The sequence below is a fragment of the Mycobacterium kyorinense genome, assembly GCF_001672775.1.
In the GTDB taxonomy this organism is placed as follows: Bacteria; Actinomycetota; Actinomycetes; order Mycobacteriales; family Mycobacteriaceae; genus Mycobacterium; species Mycobacterium kyorinense_A.
This window is the reverse complement of sequence record NZ_LZKJ01000027.1, coordinates 23,297-45,361: the sequence shown is the minus strand read 5'-3', so window position 1 is coordinate 45,361 and position 22,065 is coordinate 23,297. Positions and strand designations below refer to the sequence as shown.

19 protein-coding genes are annotated in these 22,065 nt (G+C 68.2%); 4 read left to right on the top strand and 15 right to left on the bottom strand.

Features of this window, described 5'->3' with window-relative positions; translation table 11 throughout:
* Nucleotides 1-230: 230 nt before the first annotated feature.
* The 13 genes from A5707_RS01665 to A5707_RS01605 all read right to left on the bottom strand — a co-directional run bounded on the left by A5707_RS01665 (nt 231) and on the right by A5707_RS01605 (nt 16,425).
* The gene (locus A5707_RS01665; protein WP_065012787.1) at nt 231-1,181 is read right to left on the bottom strand and encodes a cell division protein FtsQ/DivIB; all 951 of its coding nucleotides are present in this window, start codon (nt 1,179-1,181) and stop codon (nt 231-233) included.
* A complete protein-coding gene (gene murC, locus A5707_RS01660; RefSeq protein WP_065012786.1) occupies nt 1,178-2,638 on the bottom strand; it encodes a UDP-N-acetylmuramate--L-alanine ligase in 1,461 nt (486 codons plus the stop codon). The genes A5707_RS01665 and murC overlap by 4 nt, the downstream gene beginning before the upstream one ends.
* Complete coding sequence (gene murG / locus A5707_RS01655; RefSeq protein WP_065012785.1) at nt 2,635-3,831, bottom strand: undecaprenyldiphospho-muramoylpentapeptide beta-N-acetylglucosaminyltransferase; 1,197 nt, start codon at nt 3,829-3,831, stop codon at nt 2,635-2,637. Before murG ends, murC begins: the two co-directional genes overlap by 4 nt.
* Complete coding sequence (gene ftsW / locus A5707_RS01650; protein ID WP_419866376.1) at nt 3,828-5,414, bottom strand: putative lipid II flippase FtsW; 1,587 nt, start codon at nt 5,412-5,414, stop codon at nt 3,828-3,830. Before ftsW ends, murG begins: the two co-directional genes overlap by 4 nt.
* Nucleotides 5,415-5,429: 15 nt before the next feature.
* Nucleotides 5,430-6,887 (bottom strand): UDP-N-acetylmuramoyl-L-alanine--D-glutamate ligase, encoded by a 1,458-nt coding sequence (gene murD, locus A5707_RS01645; RefSeq protein ID WP_419866374.1) that lies wholly within the window; start codon nt 6,885-6,887, stop codon nt 5,430-5,432.
* Nucleotide 6,888: 1 nt separating this feature from the next.
* Entirely contained in the window at nt 6,889-7,968 is a 1,080-nt protein-coding gene (mraY, locus tag A5707_RS01640; RefSeq protein ID WP_065012783.1) for a phospho-N-acetylmuramoyl-pentapeptide-transferase, read from the bottom strand.
* A complete protein-coding gene (locus A5707_RS01635) occupies nt 7,965-9,446 on the bottom strand; it encodes a UDP-N-acetylmuramoyl-tripeptide--D-alanyl-D-alanine ligase (protein ID WP_065012782.1) in 1,482 nt (493 codons plus the stop codon). Before A5707_RS01635 ends, mraY begins: the two co-directional genes overlap by 4 nt.
* Nucleotides 9,443-10,978, bottom strand: coding sequence for a UDP-N-acetylmuramoyl-L-alanyl-D-glutamate--2,6-diaminopimelate ligase (locus A5707_RS01630; protein ID WP_065012781.1), 1,536 nt, complete (start codon nt 10,976-10,978; stop codon nt 9,443-9,445). The genes A5707_RS01635 and A5707_RS01630 overlap by 4 nt, the downstream gene beginning before the upstream one ends.
* A gap of 111 nt (nt 10,979-11,089) precedes the next feature.
* Complete coding sequence (locus A5707_RS01625; protein ID WP_419866375.1) at nt 11,090-12,988, bottom strand: peptidoglycan D,D-transpeptidase FtsI family protein; 1,899 nt, start codon at nt 12,986-12,988, stop codon at nt 11,090-11,092.
* Nucleotides 12,989-13,086: 98 nt separating this feature from the next.
* On the bottom strand, nt 13,087-14,145 hold the full coding sequence (locus A5707_RS01620) for a hypothetical protein (protein ID WP_065012779.1): 1,059 nt from the start codon (nt 14,143-14,145) through the stop codon (nt 13,087-13,089).
* Complete coding sequence (rsmH, locus tag A5707_RS01615) at nt 14,145-15,320, bottom strand: 16S rRNA (cytosine(1402)-N(4))-methyltransferase RsmH (protein ID WP_082969187.1); 1,176 nt, start codon at nt 15,318-15,320, stop codon at nt 14,145-14,147. Before rsmH ends, A5707_RS01620 begins: the two co-directional genes overlap by 1 nt.
* Nucleotides 15,295-15,726, bottom strand: a complete 432-nt coding sequence (mraZ, locus tag A5707_RS01610) for a division/cell wall cluster transcriptional repressor MraZ (protein ID WP_065012777.1) — start codon at nt 15,724-15,726, stop codon at nt 15,295-15,297. Before mraZ ends, rsmH begins: the two co-directional genes overlap by 26 nt.
* 297 nt (nt 15,727-16,023) lie before the next feature.
* Nucleotides 16,024-16,425 carry a DUF3040 domain-containing protein gene (locus A5707_RS01605; RefSeq protein ID WP_065012776.1) on the bottom strand — a complete coding sequence of 134 codons (402 nt, stop codon included), beginning with the start codon at nt 16,423-16,425 and terminating at the stop codon, nt 16,024-16,026.
* A gap of 200 nt (nt 16,426-16,625) precedes the next feature.
* On the opposite strand from A5707_RS01605, the gene A5707_RS01600 reads away from it, so the two are divergent.
* Nucleotides 16,626-17,219 (top strand): GNAT family N-acetyltransferase, encoded by a 594-nt coding sequence (locus tag A5707_RS01600; protein ID WP_065012775.1) that lies wholly within the window; start codon nt 16,626-16,628, stop codon nt 17,217-17,219.
* Nucleotides 17,220-17,321: 102 nt separating this feature from the next.
* Nucleotides 17,322-17,945, top strand: coding sequence for an LppM family (lipo)protein (locus tag A5707_RS01595; protein ID WP_065012813.1), 624 nt, complete (start codon nt 17,322-17,324; stop codon nt 17,943-17,945).
* Here A5707_RS01595 and A5707_RS01590 read toward each other — a convergent pair.
* Nucleotides 17,942-18,838, bottom strand: a complete 897-nt coding sequence (locus tag A5707_RS01590) for a mycobacterial-type methylenetetrahydrofolate reductase (RefSeq protein ID WP_065012774.1) — start codon at nt 18,836-18,838, stop codon at nt 17,942-17,944. The two genes, A5707_RS01595 and A5707_RS01590, sit on opposite strands and share 4 nt — an antisense overlap.
* Nucleotides 18,839-19,069: 231 nt before the next feature.
* Here A5707_RS01590 and idsA2 point away from each other — a divergent pair, with 231 nt between their 5' ends.
* Nucleotides 19,070-20,149 carry a bifunctional (2E,6E)-farnesyl/geranyl diphosphate synthase gene (gene idsA2 / locus A5707_RS01585; protein ID WP_065012812.1) on the top strand — a complete coding sequence of 360 codons (1,080 nt, stop codon included), beginning with the start codon at nt 19,070-19,072 and terminating at the stop codon, nt 20,147-20,149.
* A gap of 6 nt (nt 20,150-20,155) precedes the next feature.
* Entirely contained in the window at nt 20,156-21,670 is a 1,515-nt protein-coding gene (locus A5707_RS01580) for an alpha-(1->6)-mannopyranosyltransferase A (protein WP_065012773.1), read from the top strand.
* On the opposite strand, the gene A5707_RS01575 is transcribed toward A5707_RS01580, so the two are convergent.
* On the bottom strand, nt 21,657-22,061 hold the full coding sequence (locus A5707_RS01575; protein WP_065012772.1) for an Rv2175c family DNA-binding protein: 405 nt from the start codon (nt 22,059-22,061) through the stop codon (nt 21,657-21,659). The genes A5707_RS01580 and A5707_RS01575 overlap by 14 nt on opposite strands.
* Nucleotides 22,062-22,065 lie beyond the last annotated feature (4 nt).

Sequence of the window (22,065 nt, the reverse complement as noted above, 5' to 3'; positions counted from 1 at the left end):
CAAACAGAACGGTATGGGCACGGCGGACGCGATCGACGCAGGCGCGCCGAGACGGCGCGGGCGAATTTCGGCCAATTTTTCGCCGCGACATGCCGAGCGTCACAGCCACCCGCAGCCTCGAGTGTGAAGTTGGCTTCACGCCCGACGTCGAGAGTGAAGCCAGGTTCACGCTCGGCGAGCGGCGGCCCGGGCGGCGGCGGTCTGGGCGCTGCGGCGTGGGCAGGTCGCGACTACTTGACCGTCGGTAGGTCTGGGCTGGACACGTCGTATGTCCGCCCTGGCTGGGTCAACAACGCCGCCAGCTTCTCGGCTTTTTCCTCGGTGCGGTCGGTGGTCCCCCAGATCACCGTGCGCCCGTCGGTGAGCGTCAGCGTGATCGAGGCCACCGAAGGCGCCGCGATCCGGCCCACCTGACCGGCGACTTCGGGGCGCAACGCCGTCAGCACCTCGAGCGCCGCCTTGGTGGCCGGATCGTTCGGCCCTGGATTGTCGACATCGAGAAAGGGCAGCGCCGGCGGCGGCGGCGCGGTGGCGAAATCCACGCCATCGCGGTCGTAGAGATGCGGCCCGTCGGGAAAGTCCTTGACCACCACCGGAACCCGCTCGACGATGGTGATCCGCAGCGCCGACGGGTATTGGCGCTGCACCCGCGCGCTGGCCACCCGCCGAATCGCGGCCACCCGGTCGGCGACTCCGTCAGTGTTGATCTGCAACAGCGGGGTGCCAAGCCGGACCTGCGCCGCGTCGAGCACCTCCTCGCGCGTCACCGCTCCGATCCCGGTCACGATGATGCTGCGCGCAGACATCACCGGTGTGAAGTAGAGGATCAGCCCCAGCCCGGTGGCGGCCAGGGCCACCAGCACCGACGCGAGCACCATTTTCAGTCCTCGAACCGCGCCCCGCGGAACGGGTTTGGGTTCGCTGGGACCACCTCCGCGGGCCCGCCGTTTGGCCTCCCGTCGAGCCTGTTCGATCGCGGTGGCGCGGGCCTGCGCGGCGCGGCGTTCGGCGCGTTCCCTGCGCGCGCGTCGCCGCGGACCCTCGACGGGCTCCGGCTGCGGGGCTTGCCCTTCGCCGCCCGGCTGCTCGGCCGGCTGCTCGACCGGTTCCTGGTCGGAGGCCGGCGCGGTAATCGGTTCGGTGACCGCCTCAGACGTCGGGCTGTCGTTCGGTTCGCTCACCACAAGACCCCCGGCCGGCCCGGCGCGCTGCGGTTGGCCCGCACCCGCAGCGCCGTCACGATCTCCGGCCCGAGCATCGTCACATCGCCAGCACCCATGGTGACGACGACATCGCCCGGACCGGCCGCCGCAGCCACCGCGCCGGCGACCGTCGAGAAATCCGGCAGGTAGTGCACCGGCACGCTGACGTGCTCGGCGACACTGGCTCCGCTCACACCGGCCAGCGGCTGCTCGCGGGCGGCGTAGACGTCGAGCACGAAAACCTCGTCGGCGCCGTTCAGAGCGTGCCCGAACTCAACGGCGAAATCCTTTGTCCGCGAATACAGATGCGGCTGGAAAACCACCAGCGACCGGCCGCTGCCGGCCTGCTCGAGCAGCGTGCGTACGGCGGCCAGCGTCGCGTCGATCTCCGTCGGGTGATGCGCGTAGTCGTCGAACACCCGCACCGAGCCCGCGGTCCCGATCAACTCGAATCGGCGGCGCACACCCTCGAAACCGGCCAGCCCGTCGAGCACCGCGTCGGGCGGCGCACCGATCTCGACCGCGGCCAAAAGCGCCCCCAAGGCGTTGAGCGCCATGTGCCGGCCCGGCACCGCCAGCCGCATGACCCGCGGATGGGCTTCCCCGGCCAACTGGATGTGGGCAACCGCGCCGGTGCCCTGCTGCTCCCACGACAGCAGCGCACCGCTTAACTGCTCCGGATCGCCGCTTCCATAGCGGAGCACCCGAATGCCCAGCGGCGCAGTGCGTTCCGCCAGCGCCGACGCACCAGGATCGTCGGTGCAAACGACGAGTGCGCCGCCCGGGGCAAGACGCTCGACGAACGAGTCGAACACCGCGGCGTAGGCGTCGGCGCTGCCGAAGAAGTCCAGGTGATCGGCCTCGATGTTGGTGACGACGGCGACGTTGGGCGTGTACTCCAGCAGCGAGCCGTCGCTTTCGTCGGCTTCGGCGACAAAGCAGTCGCCGCTGCCGTGGTGGGCGTTGGTGCCCGCCTCGCCCATCTCGCCGCCGACCGCGAAGGACGGGTCACACCCGCAATGTTGCAACGCGACGATGAGCATCGACGTCGTCGTCGTCTTCCCGTGCGTGCCGGTGATCATCAACGTGGTGCGTCCGACCATCAGCTTGGCCAGCACCGCCGGGCGCAACACCACCGGAATGCCGCGCCGACGGGCTTCCACGAGCTCGGGGTTGGTTTTCGGGATCGCGGCGTGCGTGGTGATGACCGCGGTGGCGCCGCCGGGCAGCAGATCCAGCGACGACGCATCGTGGCCGATCCGGATCAGTGCACCGCGGGCGCGCAGCGCACGCACTCCGCGCGACTCCTTGGCGTCGGACCCCGACACTTGGCCGCCGCGATCGAGCAGGATGCGGGCGATCCCCGACATGCCCGCTCCCCCGATGCCGACCATGTGGACTCGCTGCAGGTCGGGCGGCAGCGACTCGGCGTTCAACGCCGCCCCCGCCCAGCTCGCGCGCGCTTCCCGTCCCGCGCCTCGCGCGCGACGTCCAGCGCGGCGAGCGCCACCTGCTCGGCCGCATCGGGGTGGCCGGCCAGCGCCGCGGCGGCCGTCATCGCCGACAGCCGCGACACGTCACCCAGCAGTCCGGCGACCTGCTCGGCCACGAATCCCGGGGTCAGGTCGGCGTCGGCGACCAGCAGGCCGCCGCCGGCCCTGACCACCGGTAACGCGTTGAGCCGCTGCTCGCCGTTACCGATCGGCAGCGGCACATACACCGCGGGCAGGCCCACAGCGGAGACCTCGGCGACCGTCATCGCTCCGGAGCGGCAGATCGCCAGGTCGGCCGCCGCATACGCCAGGTCCATCCGGTTCAGGTAGGGCATCGCCACATAGGGCGGGTCGCCGGGCTGCGGCGTGCGCAGCTCGATGGTGTTCTTGGCGCCGTAGGCATGCAACACCGCCACTCCGGCGGCGGCCAGCTCGCCGGCGGCCGCGGCGACGGCCCGGTTGATCGACGCGGCGCCCTGCGAACCACCGAACGCCAGCAGCACCCGGGCGTCGTCGGCGAAGCCGAAATGCGCGCGTGCTTCGGCCCGTAACGCCGCGCGGTCCAGCGTGGTGATCGCCGCCCGCACCGGCACGCCGACCACTTCGGCGTGCGGCAGGCCGGGATCGGGCACCGCCGAGAGCACCCGCTGCGCGCGGCGTGCGCCGACCCGGTTGGCCAGCCCCGCGCTGGCGTTGGCCTCGTGAATCACCACCGGAACGCGACGGCGACGGGCCGCGAGGTAGGCCGGCAACGCCACATAACCGCCGAATCCGATCACCACATCGGCATTGACGCCGTCGAGCACCGCACGCGTTTGGCGCACGGCGCGCATCACCCGCGCCGGCAGCCGGGCCAGATCGGCAGTCGGCTTGCGCGGCAGTGGCACCGGGGTGATCAGCTCAAGACGGTAACCACGTTCGGGCACCAGCCTGGTCTCCAGACCTCGCGCCGTTCCCAATGCAGTGATGCGGACCTGCGGATCCAGCGCGACCAGCGCGTCCGCGACCGCCATCGCCGGCTCGACGTGCCCGGCGGTACCGCCGCCGGCCAGCACTACCGACAATGACCCGCCACCGGGCCGGCTCCCCGAGTCGCTGTTCACCCCGCTGGTCGGCTCCGTGACAGAGTCGTTCACCCGTAACGCTGACCTTCCAGTGCGCGAGCGCGCTTGCCGCGTAGCTGAGGCTGGTCGGCGAAGCGCTGTTCACGTCCATAATGCCGCCCCCGCACGCGCGCGGCGGCACCTCCCTCCGGATGCTGGCCCCCTGACCGGCGGGCGCCCCCGCCGGCCCCTCGGACCCGCCGATCCATTTTCGGGGGTCTGCCCGATCGGCCGGCCGACGGCGCCCGGTCGGCTTTGCGTTGCTGTTTGGGCGATTGCGGGCGGGACCGCAGGCGGTCGCGCAGCGCCTCGACCCGGGTCGGCGAATAAGGCTCGGGCAGCGGCAGTCGCAACAGCCGGTTCATCCGGTCGTCGCGCCCCGCGCGCAGGGCAGCAACGGCCTCGGGTTCGTGGCGAGCCGCGTTGGCCATCACGCCAATCATCAGAAGTGTTGTGGCCGTGGAGGTTCCACCGGCTGAGATAAGCGGCAGCTGGATCCCGGTGACCGGCAGCAGCCCGATCACATAGCCGACGTTGATGAACACCTGACCGGAAACCCACAAGGTGATGGTGGCGGTCAGCAGCCGCAGGAACGGGTCGGCGGAGCGCCGTGCGATGCGCATGCCGGTGTAGGCGAACAGCCCGAACAGCGCCAGTAGCCCGAATGCCCCCACAAAGCCCAGTTCCTCACCGATGATCGCGAAGATGAAGTCATTGTGGGCGTTGGGCAGATAATTCCATTTGGCGGTGCCCTGGCCGAGGCCGTGACCGAAGATCCCGCCATTGGCCAGCGCGTACTTGGCCTGCTTGGCCTGGTACCCGGCGCCCTGTGAGTCGGCGCCGGGATCCAGCCAGGACTGCACCCGGTCGGAGCGGTAGCCCTCGGACACCGCCAAGATCGCCGCGGCCACCACGACCGCGAGCAGCGAGCTGCAGAACACCCGCAACGGCAATCCGGCGTACCACAGCAGGGCCAACAAGATGATGCCCAGCGACACCGTTTGCCCCAGGTCGGGCTCGGCCACGATCAGGGCCAGTGCGATCACCGCGGCCGGCACCAGCGGAATCAGCATCTCCCGCAGCGTGGCCCTCTCCATGCGCCGGGCTGCCAGCAGATGCGCCCCCCAGATGGCGAAGGCGATCTTGGTGAGCTCGGACGGCTGCATCGAGAACCCATGGATCACGAACCACCCGCTGGAGCCGTTGGAGACGGTGCCGATGCCCGGGACAAGCACCAGCACCAGCAAGACGATGGTGAATGCGAAGCCGGTGAAGGCAACCCGGCGCATGAAGTGCACCGGCATCCGTAGCGCCACATAGCAGGCGGTCAGGCCGATCACCGTCCACAGCACTTGCTTACCGAAGATGATCCAGGCCGACCCGTCGGCGTCATAGGAGTGCACGCCAGACGCCGAGAGCACCATGATCAGGCCGAGCGTGGTGAGCAGCGCGGCCACGGCGATGATCAGATGAAACGACGTCATGGGCCGGCCCAGCCAGGCGCCGAACCGGGTCCGCGGAACGCGGGAGTCGCTGGCGGCCGGCGCCTTGTCGGGCGCGCCCGTCTCCGGCGGCTCGCCGTCGTTCGTGCCCCGGCGCAGCAACCGGGTCAGCACGTTGCTCACCAGTGGCTACCGGGTCGTGGCGCGTGCGGCAGCCGCGAATGCGTCGCCCCGGTCGGCATAGCCGCTGAACTGGTCGAAGGATGCGCCGGCCGGTGCCAGCAGCACGGTGTCGCCAGGGGCGGCCAGATCGCGGGCGGCGGCCACGGCCGCGTGCATCACGCGACTGCCGACGGCGTCGTCGGGCACCTGAACAACTCTTGTCACAGGAGTAACAGAAGACTCAGCAGTCGCTTGCATATCAATATCCTCGCCTGTCACAACCTGTACGACGGGGACATCGGGCGCGTGTCGTGATAACGCCTCCGCAACCGCGGCCCGGTCACGGCCGATCAACACGGCCCCGACCAGGCGATTAGCGATCCTGGCCACGGTCGCATCGACGGACGCGCCCTTGAGCAGCCCACCGGCGATCCAGACCACCCGCCGGTAGGCCCGTACCGACGCCTCGGCGGCGTGCGGGTTGGTGGCCTTGGAGTCGTCGACGTAGCTGACCCCGTCCACGACGGCGACCACCTCAGCGCGATGCCGGCCGACGCGAAACGTCGCCAGGGCGTCGCCGATCGCGTCCGCGCCGACCCCGACGCTGCGGGCCAGCGCCGCCGCGGCCAGCGCATCGAGCACGCCGACCGGCGGTGGCACCGGTATCGAGGCGACGGATGCCAGCGCGAGGTCGTCAGCGAAGGCGCGGTCGATCAGCATGCCGTCCCGCACGCCCAGTTGCCCGGTAGCGGGTTCGCCGAGGCGGAATCCGACGTGCACGGGGGCCGGCGCGGTGTCCAGCAGCGCCGCCGCCCGGGTGTCGTCCAGCCCGACGACCGCCACCCGACCGCCGAGCACCTGGGCTTTGGCGGCGGTGTAGTCGGCCATCGTGGCATGCCAGTCCAGGTGGTCCTCGGCGATGTTGAGCACCGCACCGGCTTCGGGCCGCAGCGACGGCGCCCAATGCAGCTGGAAACTGGACAGTTCCACGGCCAGCATCTCAGCGGGCTCGCGAAGCGCGTCCAGAACCGGTTTGCCGATGTTGCCGCAGAGCCGGGCAGCCAGGCCCGCGGCGCTGAGCATGGCGTGCAACATCGAGGTGGTGGTCGTCTTGCCGTTGGTGCCGGTGACGGCCAGCCAGCGCCGCGGCGGCCCGTAATGACCGGAGGTGTCGAGCCGCCAGGCCAGCTCGACGTCGCCCCAGATGGGGATGCCGGCTGCCGCGGCGGCCATCAGCACCGGCGCGGTGGGCTGGAAACCCGGACTGGTGATCACCAGGGCGTAGTCGTCGATACGCTCGGCGGCCGCCGAAGGCGTCACCGTCGCCACGCCGGCGTCGGCGTGCAACTGCCGGGTGGTCGGGTCGTCGTCGCACAGCGTGGCCGTCGCGCCCAGGGAGGCCAGTGCCGTCAGCACCGACTTTCCGGTGACACCACCGCCGGTGACCAGCACCGAGGTGCCGGCGGAGACCAGCTCATGAGTCACGTCAGTCGCCGGCGGCCGCGAGCCACTCGCTGTAGAACAGCGCCACACCCAGGCCGCAACTGATCGCGGTCAACAGCCAGAACCGAATGATGACCGTGGTTTCGGCCCAGCCGACCAGCTCGAAATGGTGATGAAACGGCGCCATCCGGAAAACGCGGCGCCCGGTGGTGCGAAACGTCAGGATTTGCAGAACCACCGAGACGATCTCGGCGACGAACAGCGAACCCAGCACCACCGCCAGGATCTCGGTGCGGCTGGTCACCGACAACCCGGCGATGATGCCGCCCAGCGCCAACGATCCGGTGTCGCCCATGAAGATCTTGGCCGGCGCGGCGTTCCACCACAAAAACCCGATACAGGCGCCGGCCGTTGCGGCAGCGATCAGGGCCAGGTCCAGCGGGTCGCGCACGTTGTAGCAACCCAGGCCCGGCGCGGTGGCGCAGGCATTGCGGTACTGCCAGAACGTGATCAGCACGTAGGCGGCGGTGACCATCGCCATCGCCCCGGCCGCCAGCCCGTCGAGGCCGTCGGTGAAGTTCACCGCATTCGACCAGGCGCTGACCATGACCACGCAGAACAGCACGAACAGCGCGGGCGCCAGTGTGACGGTGGCGATTTCACGCACGTAGGACAGATCGGCGCTGCCCGGTGTCAGGCCGGCATTGTTGCGGAACTGCAGCACCAGCACCCCGAACAGCAGGGCGGCGGTGATCTGCCCGACCGTTTTGGCCGTCTTGTTCAGCCCGAGGTTGCGGGAGCGGCGGATCCCGATCAGGTCGTCGACGAATCCGACGGCGCCCAGTGCGGTGGCCAAGAACAGCACCAGCAGCCCCGACGCGGACGGCCCCTCGCCGTCGAGTGCCAGGCCGACGACGTGGGTCCCCAGGTAACCCGCCCAAATGCCGGCCAGGATCGCCACCCCGCCCATTGACGGCGTGCCGCGCTTGGTCTGGTGGCTCGGAGGACCGTCCTCGCGGATCTCGTGGCCAAATCCCTGCATGGTGAAGAGCCGGATCAACAGCGGGGTGAGCACGATGGAGACCGTCAGCGCAATGCCGACGGCGATGAGGATTTGAATCATCGGGCGTCACCGTCGGCCGGGGCCATCAGCGCGTCGGCGAGCGCTCCCAGCCCGGCGGCGTTGGAGGCCTTGACCAGCACCACATCTCCGGATTGCAGTTCGGACCGCAATAGTGCCAGGGCGGCATCGGCATCGGCGACGATACTGGCCTCGCCGCCCCATGAGCCCTCCATGACCGCGCCCTGGTGCATGGCGCTCATCGACCTCCCCGTTCCCACGACAATGAGTCGAGTCACATCTAAGCGCACCGCCAACCGACCGATGCGGTCATGCTCGGATATCGCGTCCTCACCGAGTTCGGCCATCTCGCCCAGCACCGCCCAACTGCGCCGCTGGCCGCGGGCCATCCAGGCCAATGCCTGCAGGCCGGCGCGCATGGAATCCGGGTTGGCGTTGTAGGCGTCGTCGATGACCGTCACCCCGTCGTCGCGGCTGGTCACCCGCATGCGGTGCTGCGACACCGGGTGCGCACTGGCCAGCGCAGTCGCCACCTGGTCGACGGTGGCCCCGCACTCCAGGGCGACCGCCGCCGCGCACAACGCGTTGCTGACGTGGTGGTCGCCGTGTACGGCCAACCCGACATCGACCGCGCGGTCGCCGGCATGCAGCGTGAACTGCGGCCTGGCCAATTCGTCGAGGGTGACCGGGCCCGCCCACACGTGGGCGGGCTGGCGGCTCACGCGCACCACCCGGGCCGCGGTTTTGTCGGCCATGGCCGCCACTGCCGAGTCGTCGACGTTGAGCACGACCACGCCGGATTGCGGAATGGCTTGTGGGAGTTCGGCTTTGGTGTCGGCGATGGCTTGCCGGGAGCCGAACTCGCCCAGGTGCGCGGTACCGACATTGAGCACCACCCCGATGGTGGGCGGCGCGATGGCGGCCAGCGCGGCGATGTTGCCCGGGTGGCGCGCCGACAGTTCCAGGATCAAGTAGTCGGTGTTCTCGTCGGCGCGCAAAACGGTCCAGGGATGGCCCAGTTCGTTGTTGAACGACCCGGGCGGTGCGACCACCTCGCCCAGCGGGGCGAGCACGGCAGCCAGCAGGTCCTTGGTCGACGTCTTCCCCGACGAGCCGGTGATCCCGACGATGGTCAGTCCTTGCGCGACGAGTTCAGCCGCCACCGCTGCGGCGAGCTTGGCCAGCGCCGCCAGTACCGCCGCGCCCGATCCGTCGGTGTCGTGCTCGAGCACGCTGGCCCGTCGGGCGGCGGTGGCGTCGGGACGCACCACGATCGCGGGCACGCCGACCGGCCGGGCGGCCAGCACTGCGACCGCGCCGGCCGTCACGGCCGCCGCGGCATGGTCGTGCCCGTCGGCGCGGGCCCCCGGCAGGGCCAGGAACAAGCCACCGGATGCGACCTTGCGAGAGTCGAATTCGACTGTTCCGGTGACGCGCAAGTCCGCGGCTGCTTCCGGCGAGATGTCGACCAGCTCGCCGCCGACGATCTCGGCGATCTGCGCGACGGTCAGCGCTATCACTGGCGCCGCTCCTCCAGCGCGGCGGCCAATTCGACCCGGTCATCGAACGGGCGGGTGAGCCCGCCGCCGCTCTGCCCGGTTTCATGGCCTTTACCGGTGACCAGCACGACGTCGTCGGGGCCCGCCCAGCCGACCGCGTGCCGGATCGCCGCGCGCCGGTCGCCGATCTCGACGATCTTTGCGGCGCTGCCTGCTTCAGCAGCACCGGCCAGGATCTCGCGGCGAATCGCGGCCGGGTCCTCCCCGCGCGGGTTGTCGTCGGTGACGACGACCAACTCGGCCAACTCCGCGGCGATTCTGCCCATCGGTGCGCGTTTGCCCGGATCGCGGTCGCCGCCGGCCCCGAAGACCACCGCCAGCCGGCTACCGGGGCGGCGCAACGATTGCAGCACCGCACCCAGCGCGCCCGGCTTATGGGCGTAGTCGACTAGCGCCAGGAAATCCTGGCCGCGGTCGATCTGCTCGAGCCGCCCTGGGACGGCGGTGTCGCGAAGTCCGGTCGCGGCCTGCTCGGGAGACACCCCGAGCGCATCCAAGATAGCCAGTGCCAGAAGGGTATTGGCGATGTTGTAGCCCCCCGGCAACCGGATGCCCACCCGGTGGTGCACGCCGGCCGGGTCGACGGCGGTGAACTGTTGCCCGGCGCCGTCGGCGGCCACGCCTTCGGCGCGCCAATCCGCGGCCCGGCCCGCAGCGCTGACCGTCACGACGCGCTCGGCGCGCTCGGCCATGGCGCGGCCGGCATCGTCGTCGACGCAGACCACCGCGGTGCGGGCGTGTACCGGCGACGCGGCGTCGAACAACCGGGCTTTGGCCTCGAAGTAGTCGGCCATGCTCGCGTGAAAGTCCAAGTGGTCGCGGGACAGGTTGGTGAAACCGCCGACGGCGAAAGTCGTTCCGTCGACACGCCCCAGGGCCAGCGCATGACTGGACACCTCCATCACCACCGTGTCCACCCCGCGTTCGGCCATCGCCGCGAGCTGAGCCTGCAGCGCGGGCGCCTCGGGTGTGGTCAGCGCGCTGGGAACATCGGCCCCATTGATCCGGATACCGATCGTCCCGATCAATCCCACCGTGCGGCCGGCCGCCCGTAAACCGGCCTCAAGCAGATAGGTCGTCGTGGTCTTACCCGACGTTCCGGTGACCCCGACGACGACCACCCGATCGGAGGGCCGTCCATAGACCGTGGCCGCAAGCTCACCCAGGACGCGCCGCGGGTCCGGGTGAATCAGCACCGGCACCCGTCCGAGGACCGCGGCGTCTAATTCGGCAACACCGTCGGCATCGGTGAGCAGCGCCACCGCGCCACGCTCGACCGCGTCACCGGCATAACGGGCGCCATGCGTGGACGAACCCGTCAACGCTGCGAACAGGTCTCCTGGCCGCACGTCCTGTGCCCGCAACGTCACGCCGCTGATGTGCACCTGAGGGACGGCACTGCCTTCGGCCGGAACGGCGCCTACCTGGGCAGCCAGCGTCGGCAGCGGCACGGCGTCGACGGTGCTGGGCCGCAATACCGTAGCCACCGTCATCACCTCCCGCCATGATCTGAAGCCGCCACGATCAGCGATGACACCCTATCGAGCCATGTGACGGTACAGGCCTTGCCGGGGGCGGTCGTGGGTTTTTTTCGTGGCCCGCCGCTACAGCGCTTGCAGCGTCAACGGCGGTCCGGGATCGGCTGACAGCGGGACATTCTCGCGCTGCAACAGCCAGCCGGCGATGTTGTGGAACAGCGGAGCGGCCGACGTCCCGGGCGACCCGTCGGCGGCATGGTGGGGGTTGTCCATCATGATGCCGATGACGTAACGCGGGTTGTCGGTCGTCGCCAAGCCGGCGAAGGTGATCCAGTAGACGTCGTCGAAGTAGCAGCCGCAGGCGGGGTTGATCTGTTGGGCCGTACCCGTCTTCCCGGAGATCTGGTAGCCCTCGACGGCGGCGGCCGGCCCGGTGCCCTGCTGATACCCCATCGGGTCGCGCTGCACGACCGCGCGCAACATGTTGCGCACGGTCTGCGCGGTCTGTGACGAGACCACCCGGACGCCTTGCGGCCGCGGCTCTTCGGTTCGAGTACCGTCAGGTCCGATCGTCGCCTTGACGATGCGGGGCGGCATCCGCAGCCCGTCGTTTGCAATGGCCTGGTACATACCGGCCATCTGCAGCAGCGTCATCGAAAGTCCTTGTCCGATCGGCAGGTTGGAGAATGTGCTGCCTGACCACTGGTCGATCGGCGGCACCAACCCCGCGCTCTCACCAGGCAGGCCAACGCCGGTGCGCTGACCCAGACCGAACTTGCGAAGCATGTCGAACCAGCGATCCGGGCCAACCCGCTGGGCCAGCATCAATGTGCCCACGTTGGACGACTTCCCGAACACGCCTGTGGTGGTGTAGGGCGTCACGCCGTGGTTCCAGGCGTCGTGCACGGTGACGCCGCCCATGTGGATCGAGCCGGGCACCTGCAGGACCTCGTCTGGGTTGCTCAGGCCGTATTCGATGACTGACGACGCGGTGATGATCTTGTTGACCGAACCCGGCTCGAATGGCGAGGACACCGGCAGGTTGCCCATCTGCTTGTCGCCCTGGCGTCCGATGTCCTGCGACGGGTCGAAAGTGTTGTCGTTCGACATCGCCAGTACTTCACCGGTTTTGGCGTCCAGCACGACAGCCGACACGTTGTGTGCTCCAGACAGGTTTTTGGCTTGCTGCACCTGTTGCTGGACATAGAACTGGATATCGTCGTCGATGGTGAGCTGAACAGTCGACCCATTGACCGCCTTGTGCTGGTTGCGGTAACTGCCGGGGATCACCACACCGTCGGAGCCGCGGTCGTAGGTAATCGAACCGTCGGTTCCAGCCAGCGCGGCGTCCAGTGAATCCTCCAGGCCGAGCAGCCCGTGACCGTCCCAGTCGATGCCGCCGACGATATTGGCCGCCAACGATCCACCCGGATATTGACGCAGGTCCTGGCGTTCGGCGCCGACCTCCGGGTACTTGGTGATGATGGCGCTCGCAATGGCCGGGTCGACGGCGCGCGCCAGGTAAACGAACGTCTCGTCGCTCTGCAACTTCTTCAGCACCGTCGCCGAATTGGGTTTGTTGTTCAGCCGGGTGGCGACCTCTTTGGCGATATCGCGCAGGCGTTGTTGGGGATCGGGGCTGCTGGCCTTCTTCTCCTTGGCCTCCGCGAGCTGCTTGCGGATCTTGCGCGGCTGGAAGGTCAACGCGCGCGCTTCGATGGTGAACGCGAGCTGGTTGTTGTTGCGGTCGACGATGCTGCCGCGCACCGCCTTTTCGACGTCGGTGACCTTCAGTTGTCCGGCCGCTTCGGCCCGCAGACCGGCGGCGCGCGGCACCTGCAAGTAGAACAGCTGCACGGCGGCCACGATCAGCGCCACGAAGATCACCACGTTGCCGGTTCGGTGCCGAAAGACGAACGACGCGCCGCGTACTCCTATGTCCACCGCCTGCCGAGTACGCCGGACCCGCGCGGAGTGGCCGGCTGGCGCGCCTTTGGTTCGCGCCGTCGCTTTCGGCTTTTTGATCCCTTTAGCCCGCTCGACGTCGGTTGCCCGCCTTGCCTTCCGGGTTCCACGTCCCGGTTGCGACTGTGGTTTGCGGCGCCGTGAGCGGCTTGCGCCCTTCACCTGGGACCCCCGGGGCTCGTGACGGCCAGCGGGCCGAACTGCTCACCGTTAGTCGGCGGAACGCCAGGAGCCGGCGGCGCGGCGGGCCCGGCAGGGGCCGGAGCGGGCACCGCAGCTGGCGGCGCGGGCATCACCGCCGGTGCCGGAAGCGGACCGGGCGGCGGACCCGCGACCGGTGCGCCGGGCGCCGGGGGCGCGGCATTGGTCGGCAGGTGCTGGATGCCCAGCGTGGTGGCACCGTTGGGATCGCGGACCAGAACTTGCGGCCCCGACGTTCCCGGTCCGATCGGCCCGCCATTCCCCGGCGAGATCGGCACCGGCACTTCCACCGCATTCGCCGGCGGAGGCACCGGTTTCTCATCCGGCAGCTTGGTGTTCAGCGGCGGGGGCGGCGCTCCCTCGGCAGGCTTGGGCGTGCCGACCACCACCCAGGCACCCGTTTGGTCCTGGATCAGGTGGGCGGTGTCTTTGGTCGGGATCATGCCGAGGCTGCGGGCTTCTTCGGCCAACGCCGGCGCCGCCTGCGCTTCCAGCACGTCGCGCTCGAGTGCTTCCTTTTGTTGCTGCAGTAGCTGATTCGTCTGGCGTGCAGCGCCCAGCTGGTAGGACCGCTCGGCGGAGTCGGTTGACAACCACAGCGTGACACCCAGCCCGGCACCAAGCGAACCGATGACCAGCACCACGAACGGCACTTTGGCCGCCAATGTGCGTGGCCGCAGATCGATCGAGGCCAGCCGGCTCAGTACCCGATCGCGTAAGGGCGGACGAACAACTTTGGGCGCTTTCGCTTTCCGTGCTTTCGCACGGGCTTTGGCCTGACTGGCGGTCTTCGGCCGGGCCATCCGCTCGGCAGGCCGAGACATCGGCGTGGTTTGCGGTGCGGATCGTGGTCCCCGCGGCTCCCGGGCCGGCGCCGAGCCCCTCCCCGCCCGCGTCCGGGTGCGGCGGCCTGCCGGGGTCTCAGCGGGCCGACGCCTCACCTTGCGGCCGGCCTCGTCGTGCGCGCGACGGCGATCGCCCCCACTGCGCTGCGGCGCTTCGCGTTTGGCCTTCATCAATCACCCCTCCTTGCAGGCCGTCGCCCAGGTTCGGTTCGTTGCAGGGCCCGCAGCCGTACGGCGGCGCTACGCGGATTACGCAATATCTCGGCATCGCCGGAACGTTCGGCGCCACGCGTCAAAGACGTGAATTGCGCTGAATGCTCCGGTAGTTCGATTGGCAGACCGGCCGGCGTGCGCGAGGAGGTAGCTTCGGCGAAGGCGCGCTTGACGATGCGGTCTTCCAACGACTGGTACGCCAGCACCACGACTCGCCCACCGACGGCAAGGGCCTGCAGCGCAGCCGGTAGCGCGTCGGCCAACGAATCCAATTCGGCGTTGACCGCTATCCGCAACGCCTGAAACGTTCGTTTGGCCGGATGGCCGCCCGTGCGCCGGGCCGGCGCCGGAATCGCTTGATAGATGAGCTCTACCAACTCGCCGGTCGTGGTGAACGCAGCGGTGGCGCGGCGGCGGACAATGCGGGCAGCGATGCGGCGCGCGAATCGCTCCTCGCCGTATCGGCGCAAGATATCGCTAAGCGTGCGCTCGTCATAGCTGTTGACGATGTCGGCCGCCGTCAGCGGTGACGTCGGGTCCATCCGCATGTCCAACGGGGCATCTTGGGCGTAGGAGAAACCACGCTCGGCGCGGTCCAGTTGCATCGACGAGACCCCGAGGTCGAAGAGCACTGCGTCCACCGACCCCGTTGGCAGATAACCTGATTCAGCTAACGCGGTGGTGATGCCGTCATAGCGGGTGTGGATCAGCTTGACCCGGTCGGTGAAGCGCGCCAGCCGTGCACCGGCGATGTCGAGCGCACTGGGATCGCGGTCGAGGCCGATCAAGCGCAGCCCCGGCAGTGCGGTAAGGAAGCGCTCCGCGTGCCCACCGGCGCCGATGGTGGAGTCGACGAGGGTCGCCGCGGTTCCATCGGAATGATGTCTGGTCAACGCAGGGCTGAGCAGTTCGACACAGCGGTCGGCAAGTACGGGTACATGGCCGAAATCGTTTGTGGCGTCAGGCATGGCATCAACTCTCCGACGAATGGCCGGTCGGTGGGACATCGCCCGCACATCGAGGTCCCTGTCCGATAGCGCGAACCTGGCGTTGGGGAAGTACGTCAGGGTCGGTTCGGGCAGAGGCCACGGTGCACGGGCATGCGCCTCAGATGATGTCGCCGAGTGCTTCATCGCTGGCCGCGGAGAAGTTCTCTTCGTGGGTCTGTTGGTAGTCGTTCCAGGCCTGCGCGTCCCAGATCTCGAGGTAGTCGACCGACCCGATCACCACACAATCCTTCGACAGGTTGGCGTAACGGCGATGGTCGGCCGACAACGTGATCCGGCCCTGCGCGTCGGGGTGCTGCTCGTCGGTCCCGGCGGCCAGGTTGCGCAGGAACGCCCGGGCCTCGGGGTTGCTCCTCGACACTTTGCTTGCCCGACGCGCGACCTGCTCGAATTCCGCCCGCGGGTAGACGGCGAGGCTGTGGTCTTGGCTCTTGGTGACCATCAACCCCCCTGCCAGCGCGTCGCGAAACTTGGCGGGCAGCGTGAGCCGCCCCTTGTCGTCGAGCTTGGGCGTGTAGGTGCCCAGAAACATCTGGCCACCTCCCACCGTGCGGAGTCTCGGACCCTCCTCACCCCGACTTCAGCCACCATACCCCACAATCCCCCACTTTGCCCCATTTAGACGCGTCAAATTCATGTTTCGCGGGAGTCGAGCCCCATGACCGGCTACGCAGCCGTCTCTGGCAGGTGGTTTGACTAGGAAAAACACAGGTCAGCGGCCAGGTCTTGCCGAGTGGGGCGTTGTGGGGGCAGCAGCCCTATCGCCACCGCAGCTTTCGGGCGGCAACAAAAAAGGGGCGGCCGAGGCCACCCCTTGATCAGCTAACCGCTAGTCGTCGAAACGGCGGCGAAACCGGTCTTCCATCCGACTGGTGAAGGACCCGCCAGCCCCTTTGGAGCGGCGCTGGCGCACACTCGGCGCCGATCCCGGGTGGTCACGGCGGCCAGACAGCCGCGGGCCGGTGATGGCGAAGACCACACCGCCGAACATCACGACGAATCCCAGGACGGAAAGAACCGGGAAGCTCCCGACCATCGTGGCCTTGAACGCCACCCCCGACACCAACATCGCCAGCCCAACGAGGAACAGCCCCGCGCCCTGGATGCGCCGCCGCGCAGTCGGCGCGCGGAATCCCCCGCCACGGACGCTCGATGCAAATTTGGGGTCTTCGGCATAGAGAGCGCTCTCGATCTGGTCGAGCATCCGCTGCTCATGATCGGAGAGTGGCATTCGTCCCTCCTTGCCGACAAGCTGTTGCGTGACATGCCCTTGTGTGGGCATCTAACTCAGATGATACGAGGTGGATCTACGCCATACCACTGGTTCGACAGCTGATTGTAGCCGCGCTGATTGGCGGTCGGCACGAGACTGCCCGTCCGATAATGACGGTAGAAGCAGCGCACCAAATGACCCCGAGGAGGCACCGTCAGGTGGCGACATTCTTCATCGACCTGCCGCCGCACGAGATGGAGCGCCGACTCGGTGACGCCTTGGGTGTGTACGTCGACGCGATGCGTTATCCGCCCGGCACCGAAAATCAGCGCGCCGCGGTGTGGTTGGAACACTCGCGCCGACACGGCTGGCAGGCCGTGGGCGTCGTCGAAGTCGATAGTGCTGACCCTCCGTCGACCGCTGAACTGGGCGCTGCGCCGCTTCTGGGGGTCGCCTACGGCTACTGCGGCTCCCCGGATCAGTGGTGGCAGCAGCAAGTGGTGGTGGGGTTGCAGCGCGGAGGATTTCCCGGCCCGCAGATCGCCAGCCTGATGGCCAGCTACTTCGAGTTGACCGAACTGCACATACACCCACGGGCACAGGGCCGAGGACTGGGTGAGGCGCTGGCGCGACGGCTACTGGCGGGCCGCGAGGAAGCCAACGTGCTGCTGTCCACGCCGGAGATCAACGGTGAGGCCAATCGTGCCTGGCGGTTGTACCGGCGGCTCGGGTTCACCGACCTCATCCGCGGCTACCATTTCGCCGGCGACCCACGGGCATTCGCAATCCTGGGCCGCACGCTGCCGCTGTAGCGCTGCGTCTGGCACGATGACCTGGTGCGCGCCCCATTACTGACCGGACGGCTTGCCGGCCGCCGCCTGCTCACGGCGGCGCTGCTGCTGGTGGTGGTGCCCATGGCAGCCGGATGCCTGCGGGTCAAGGCATCGATCACGATCTCGCCCGACGACACGGTCTCCGGGAGCATCATTGCCGCGGCCAAACCACGCTCCGACAAGGACGCCGGACCACAACTCGACCCCAACCTGGCATTCAGCCAAAAGGTGGCGATCTCCAAATACGACCGCGACGGCTATGTGGGGTCGCAGGCGGTGTTCTCCGATCTGACCTTCGCCGAACTGCCGCAGCTGGCGAACATGAATCCCGACGCCCAGGGCGTGAATCTGACGTTGCGCAGGGCCGGCAACCTGGTGATTCTGGAAGGCCGGGCCGATCTGACGTCGCTGACCGACCCCGACGCGGACGTCGAACTGACGGTGGCCTTCCCCGGGCCAGTGACCTCCACCAACGGCGAGCGGATCGACTCGGAGCTGGTCGCATGGAAGCTCAAGCCCGGCATCGTCAGCACCATGACCGCTCAGGCTCGGTATACCGATCCCAGCACCCGCTCGTTCCGGGGCGCCGCGTGGTGGCTGGGTCTGGCCTCGTTCGGAGTCGCCGGCCTAGTGGCCGTGCTGGCCTGGTTAGGGCGCGACCGCTCGCCCCGGTTCGTCGAGCCCAGCGACCATTCGCCCGACTAAGCCGTGGCAGGCGGCGACCAGTAGTCCAGCATCTCTGCGAACGTTTCGAAAGCCGCCGCGGAGACGCCATACGTCGCCTCGAAATGAATGCTCAGCGGATAGCCGAGCTCGGCCACACCGTCGATCACCCGCTGGTAGAGGTCGACCATCAGCTTGCGCCGCTGCGCAGGTTCGCTGTTCGCCAATGTCTTGACGAAGGCCTGCTCGTCGGCGACCGCGGCGTTGCCCGGGTCCTGGATGAGCCAATTGATCAGGCCGATCCGGTTTTCGACCTTCGGCACGAAACCAAATGACAGCAGGATCTCGGGGCGGTGATCGTTCTGCTTGGCGAAGTCGGTCAAAAACCCCACAATCGCGTCGGAATACAACAGCTGGGTCAAGGCGAACGTCGCACCCTGATCGCACTTGAAATTGAAGCGACCGGCTTCCCCCTCCCGAGTGGGAATCATGATCACGCCGCGATTAGCCACCTGCTCGCGGTAGATCGATAGGGCGTCGGTGGGCGCGACGCCGGACCCCTCGCCGTCCTGCATGGTGCGGGGCACTCCGACGAAGACCACGCCCTCGATGCCGGCATCCACCAGATCGCGCAGCCGCCCACTCAGAGCGGGCTCGTCGGAGAACGCGGTGACCTGGGTGCACAACCCGTGCACCCCGGGTAACTCCGGCGTGATCGTCTGCCAAAAGTCCAGCACGTCGAGCTTCGGCTTCATCTCGACGGGCCGATCGTCTTCCTCGGCGATCATCCCGGGCATCATCACGTGCTCGATCCGGCCGCCGATGCCTGCCGCCGCGGAGTACTGCAGCACTTTGCGGGCATCTTCGATGGCCTGTTGCGGGCCGCGATCCACGTTCGGCGGCACCAGCTCGAGCGCGATGGTGTTCAGAGTCACAAGGTTGCTCCTCGTCGAATGACTAGTTTTGCAACGGCAGTCTTTGCCGCGCCGCGCCTCCGCCGCGTCTTCTCGAACACCGGGCGACCTTGCGCAGGTTTCAGGCCAGCATAGGCGGCTGGGGGTACCACCGGCTTGCGGGGGAATAGTGAGCTTGTCGAAGCAACTGGTCCGGCGTCGAGCGACATAGACTGTCGGCCCAGGGCAGCTAGAGCAGAAAGGGGCGCGGCGCTGAGCGTCGAAGCAGCGGCGACCGTCGAGTTCGCCGACGCCATCACCGACCAGTTGCGGGCGTATTTGCGCGAGCGCCGCAAGGACGCCGCCCATATCGGCACCGAGTATGAGGGCCTGATCGCCGGGCTGGAAGAGTTCGTCACCAGCGGCGGCAAGCGAGTCCGGCCGGCGTTCGCTTATTGGGGGTGGCGCGCCGTATCCACTCAAACTCCGGGAACCACTGTGCTGCTGCTGTTTTCGGCGTTGGAGTTGTTGCACGCCTCGGCGCTGGTGCACGACGACGTGATCGATGCGTCGGCCACCCGTCGCGGCCAACCGACCACCCACATGAAATTCACTGCGCTGCACCGCAGTCGGCGCTGGCAGGGATCGTCTGAGTGGTTCGGGACGTCGGCCGCCATCCTGCTCGGCGACCTGGCACTGGCGTGGGCAGACGACATCGTCGCCGGCGTCGACCTGCCGCCCGATGCATGCCGTCGGATCCGGCGGGTGTGGGCCGATATCCGCACCGAGGTGCTCGGTGGCCAGTATCTGGACATCGTGGCCGAGGCCAGCGGCGCGGAGTCGATCGCTTCGGCAATGACTGTCAATACGTTCAAAACGGCCTCTTACACGGTGTCGCGACCGCTGCAGTTGGGCGTCGCGGCCGCTGCGGACCGGCCCGAGGTGCACGCCCTTTTCCAGGACGTCGGCACCGATTTGGGTGTGGCGTTTCAGTTGCGCGACGACGTGCTCGGCGTGTTCGGGGATCCGGCCGTCACCGGCAAACCCTCCGGCGACGACTTGCGGGCCGGTAAGCGGACCGTGCTGCTCGCCGAGGCAATCGGGTTGGCCGACAAGTCCGATCCGGCGGCGGCCAATCTGTTGCGCACCTCGGTTGGCACCGAACTGACCGATGCTCAGGTGCGCGACCTGTGCGGCGTCATCGAAGCCACCGGCGCTTTGACAATCGTGGAGGACCGTATCGAACGGCTGACCCGACGCGCACTTGCCGCCCTGGCGTCGGCGCCGATCGAAGCTGCGGCCAAGACCGGGCTGTCCGAACTGGCCAGACTGACCGCTAACCGGACCGCCTGAGCTCCGATGTCCACTCCGTCGCCTGGCCTTGCTACTCAACATTTTTCACGTCTGCGTGAGTTTGTCGCCAGCTCCGAGGCGCGACCAGCCCTGCAGGGCTGCCTGGGAGCGATACTGATCACCGCGGGCGGACTCGGCGCCGGCAGCACCAAACCGCACGACCCACTGCTGGAGTCGATCCACTTATCCTGGCTGCGGTTCGGCCACGGGCTGGTGTTGTCGTCGGTATTGCTGTGGCTGGGTGTCGCGCTGATGCTGATCGCATGGCTCAGCTTGGGCCGTCGGGTGATTGCCGGCGCTGCAACCGAATACACCATGGTGGTCACGACCGGTTTCTGGCTGGCGCCGCTACTGCTGTCGGTGCCGGTGTTCAGCCGGGACACCTACTCGTATCTGGCCCAGGGCGCGCTGCTGCGCGACGGCCTAGACCCCTATGCGGTGGGCCCGGTCGAGAACCCGAACGCATTGTTGGACAACGTCAGTCCCATCTGGACCATCACCACCGCACCCTACGGTCCGGCGTTCATCTTGATCGCGAAGCTCGTCACGATGCTAGTGGGCAATCACGTGATCGTCGGCACCATGCTATTGCGGTTGTGCATGCTGCCCGGGCTGGCGTTGTTGATCTGGGCCACCCCACGCATCGCCCGCCATCTGGGCGCCGACGTGCCGACGGCACTGTGGATCTGCGTGCTCAATCCGCTGGTGATCATCCATCTGATGGGCGGCGTACACAACGAGATGCTGATGGTGGGCCTGATGGCTGCGGGCATCGCCTTGACCTTCGAACGTCACCCTGTCGCGGGCGTCGCGGTGGTCGCCGTGGCCGTCGCGGTGAAGGCGACTGCCGGCATCGCGTTGCCGTTCCTGGTGTGGGTGTGGATGCGTCAGCTTCGCGACCGGCGCGGATACCGGCAGCTGCGCGCGTTCGCCGTCGCGGCCGTCACCTCGGTCCTGATCTTCGTCGCGGTCTTCGTGGTGTTGTCCGCCGCGGCGGGCGTGGGCCTCGGCTGGCTGAGCGCGCTGGCCGGCTCAGTGAAGATCATCAACTGGCTGACCGTGCCGACGGCGACGGCGAATCTGGCCCATGCCATCGGCGGGTGGTTTGTCCCCGTCAACTTCTACGCGGTGCTGCAAGTTACGCGTATCGCGGGCATCGCAATTATTGCCGTCTCACTTCCACTGCTGTGGTGGCGATTCCGCCGCGACGACCGTGCAGCGCTTACCGGCATCGCCTGGGCGATGCTGGTCGTAGTCTTGTTCGTGCCGGCGGCATTGCCGTGGTATTACACCTGGCCGCTGGCGGTGGCGGCCCCGCTGGCCCAGTCGCGGCGGGCGGTGGCGGCGATCGCCGGGTTCTCGACGTGGATCATGGTCATCTTCAAACCCGATGGTGCTCATGGCATGTACTCGTGGGCCCACGTCATGATCGCGACGAGCTGTGCGCTGATCGCGTGGTACGCGCTATACCGCACACCGCAGCCCGAGGCGGACACCGCCGAAAGTGTCAGTACGCCATAGCCTGTGCTCGGCGCAATACTTCGCGCGCCTGGTGAGCGTGTAGGGCATCGACTGGGCGCGCGTTGTTGATGACGTCGCGGGTCCCGTCGCGGGTGACCGTCAGCGATGGATCAGGCGTGAACAGCCAACGCAGGATTTCGGTATCGCGGTAGCCGCCGTCGTGCAGGACCATCAGCAAGCCGGGCAAGCTCTTGACCACGTGTCCGGATTCGGTGAAAAAGACCTGCGGCACCAGCACGTCGCCGGCACGTCGCACCGCAACCAGATGGCCTTCACGCAATTGCTGGTGCACCTTGGTCACCGGCACACCCAACAGCCGGGCCACGTCGGGCAGATCGTAGGTGGGTTCGTCGGGCTGCAGAACGTCGTCGCCAGCCGGAATACTGCTCACCGCG

Excerpts from the sequence above, each read along its gene's own strand:
- A5707_RS01580 (WP_065012773.1), top strand. The coding sequence starts at position 20,156 with ATGTCCACTCCGTCGCCTGGCCTTGCTACTCAACATTTTTCACGTCTG.
- A5707_RS01620 (WP_065012779.1), bottom strand. The coding sequence starts at position 14,145 with ATGAAGGCCAAACGCGAAGCGCCGCAGCGCAGTGGGGGCGATCGCCGT.
- mraY (WP_065012783.1), bottom strand. The coding sequence starts at position 7,968 with ATGATTCAAATCCTCATCGCCGTCGGCATTGCGCTGACGGTCTCCATC.
- A5707_RS01630 (WP_065012781.1), bottom strand. The coding sequence starts at position 10,978 with ATGACGGTGGCTACGGTATTGCGGCCCAGCACCGTCGACGCCGTGCCG.
- mraZ (WP_065012777.1), bottom strand. The coding sequence starts at position 15,726 with ATGTTTCTGGGCACCTACACGCCCAAGCTCGACGACAAGGGGCGGCTC.
- A5707_RS01605 (WP_065012776.1), bottom strand. The coding sequence starts at position 16,425 with ATGCCACTCTCCGATCATGAGCAGCGGATGCTCGACCAGATCGAGAGC.
- A5707_RS01595 (WP_065012813.1), top strand. The coding sequence starts at position 17,322 with ATGGCAGCCGGATGCCTGCGGGTCAAGGCATCGATCACGATCTCGCCC.
- rsmH (WP_082969187.1), bottom strand. The coding sequence starts at position 15,320 with ATGAAGCACTCGGCGACATCATCTGAGGCGCATGCCCGTGCACCGTGG.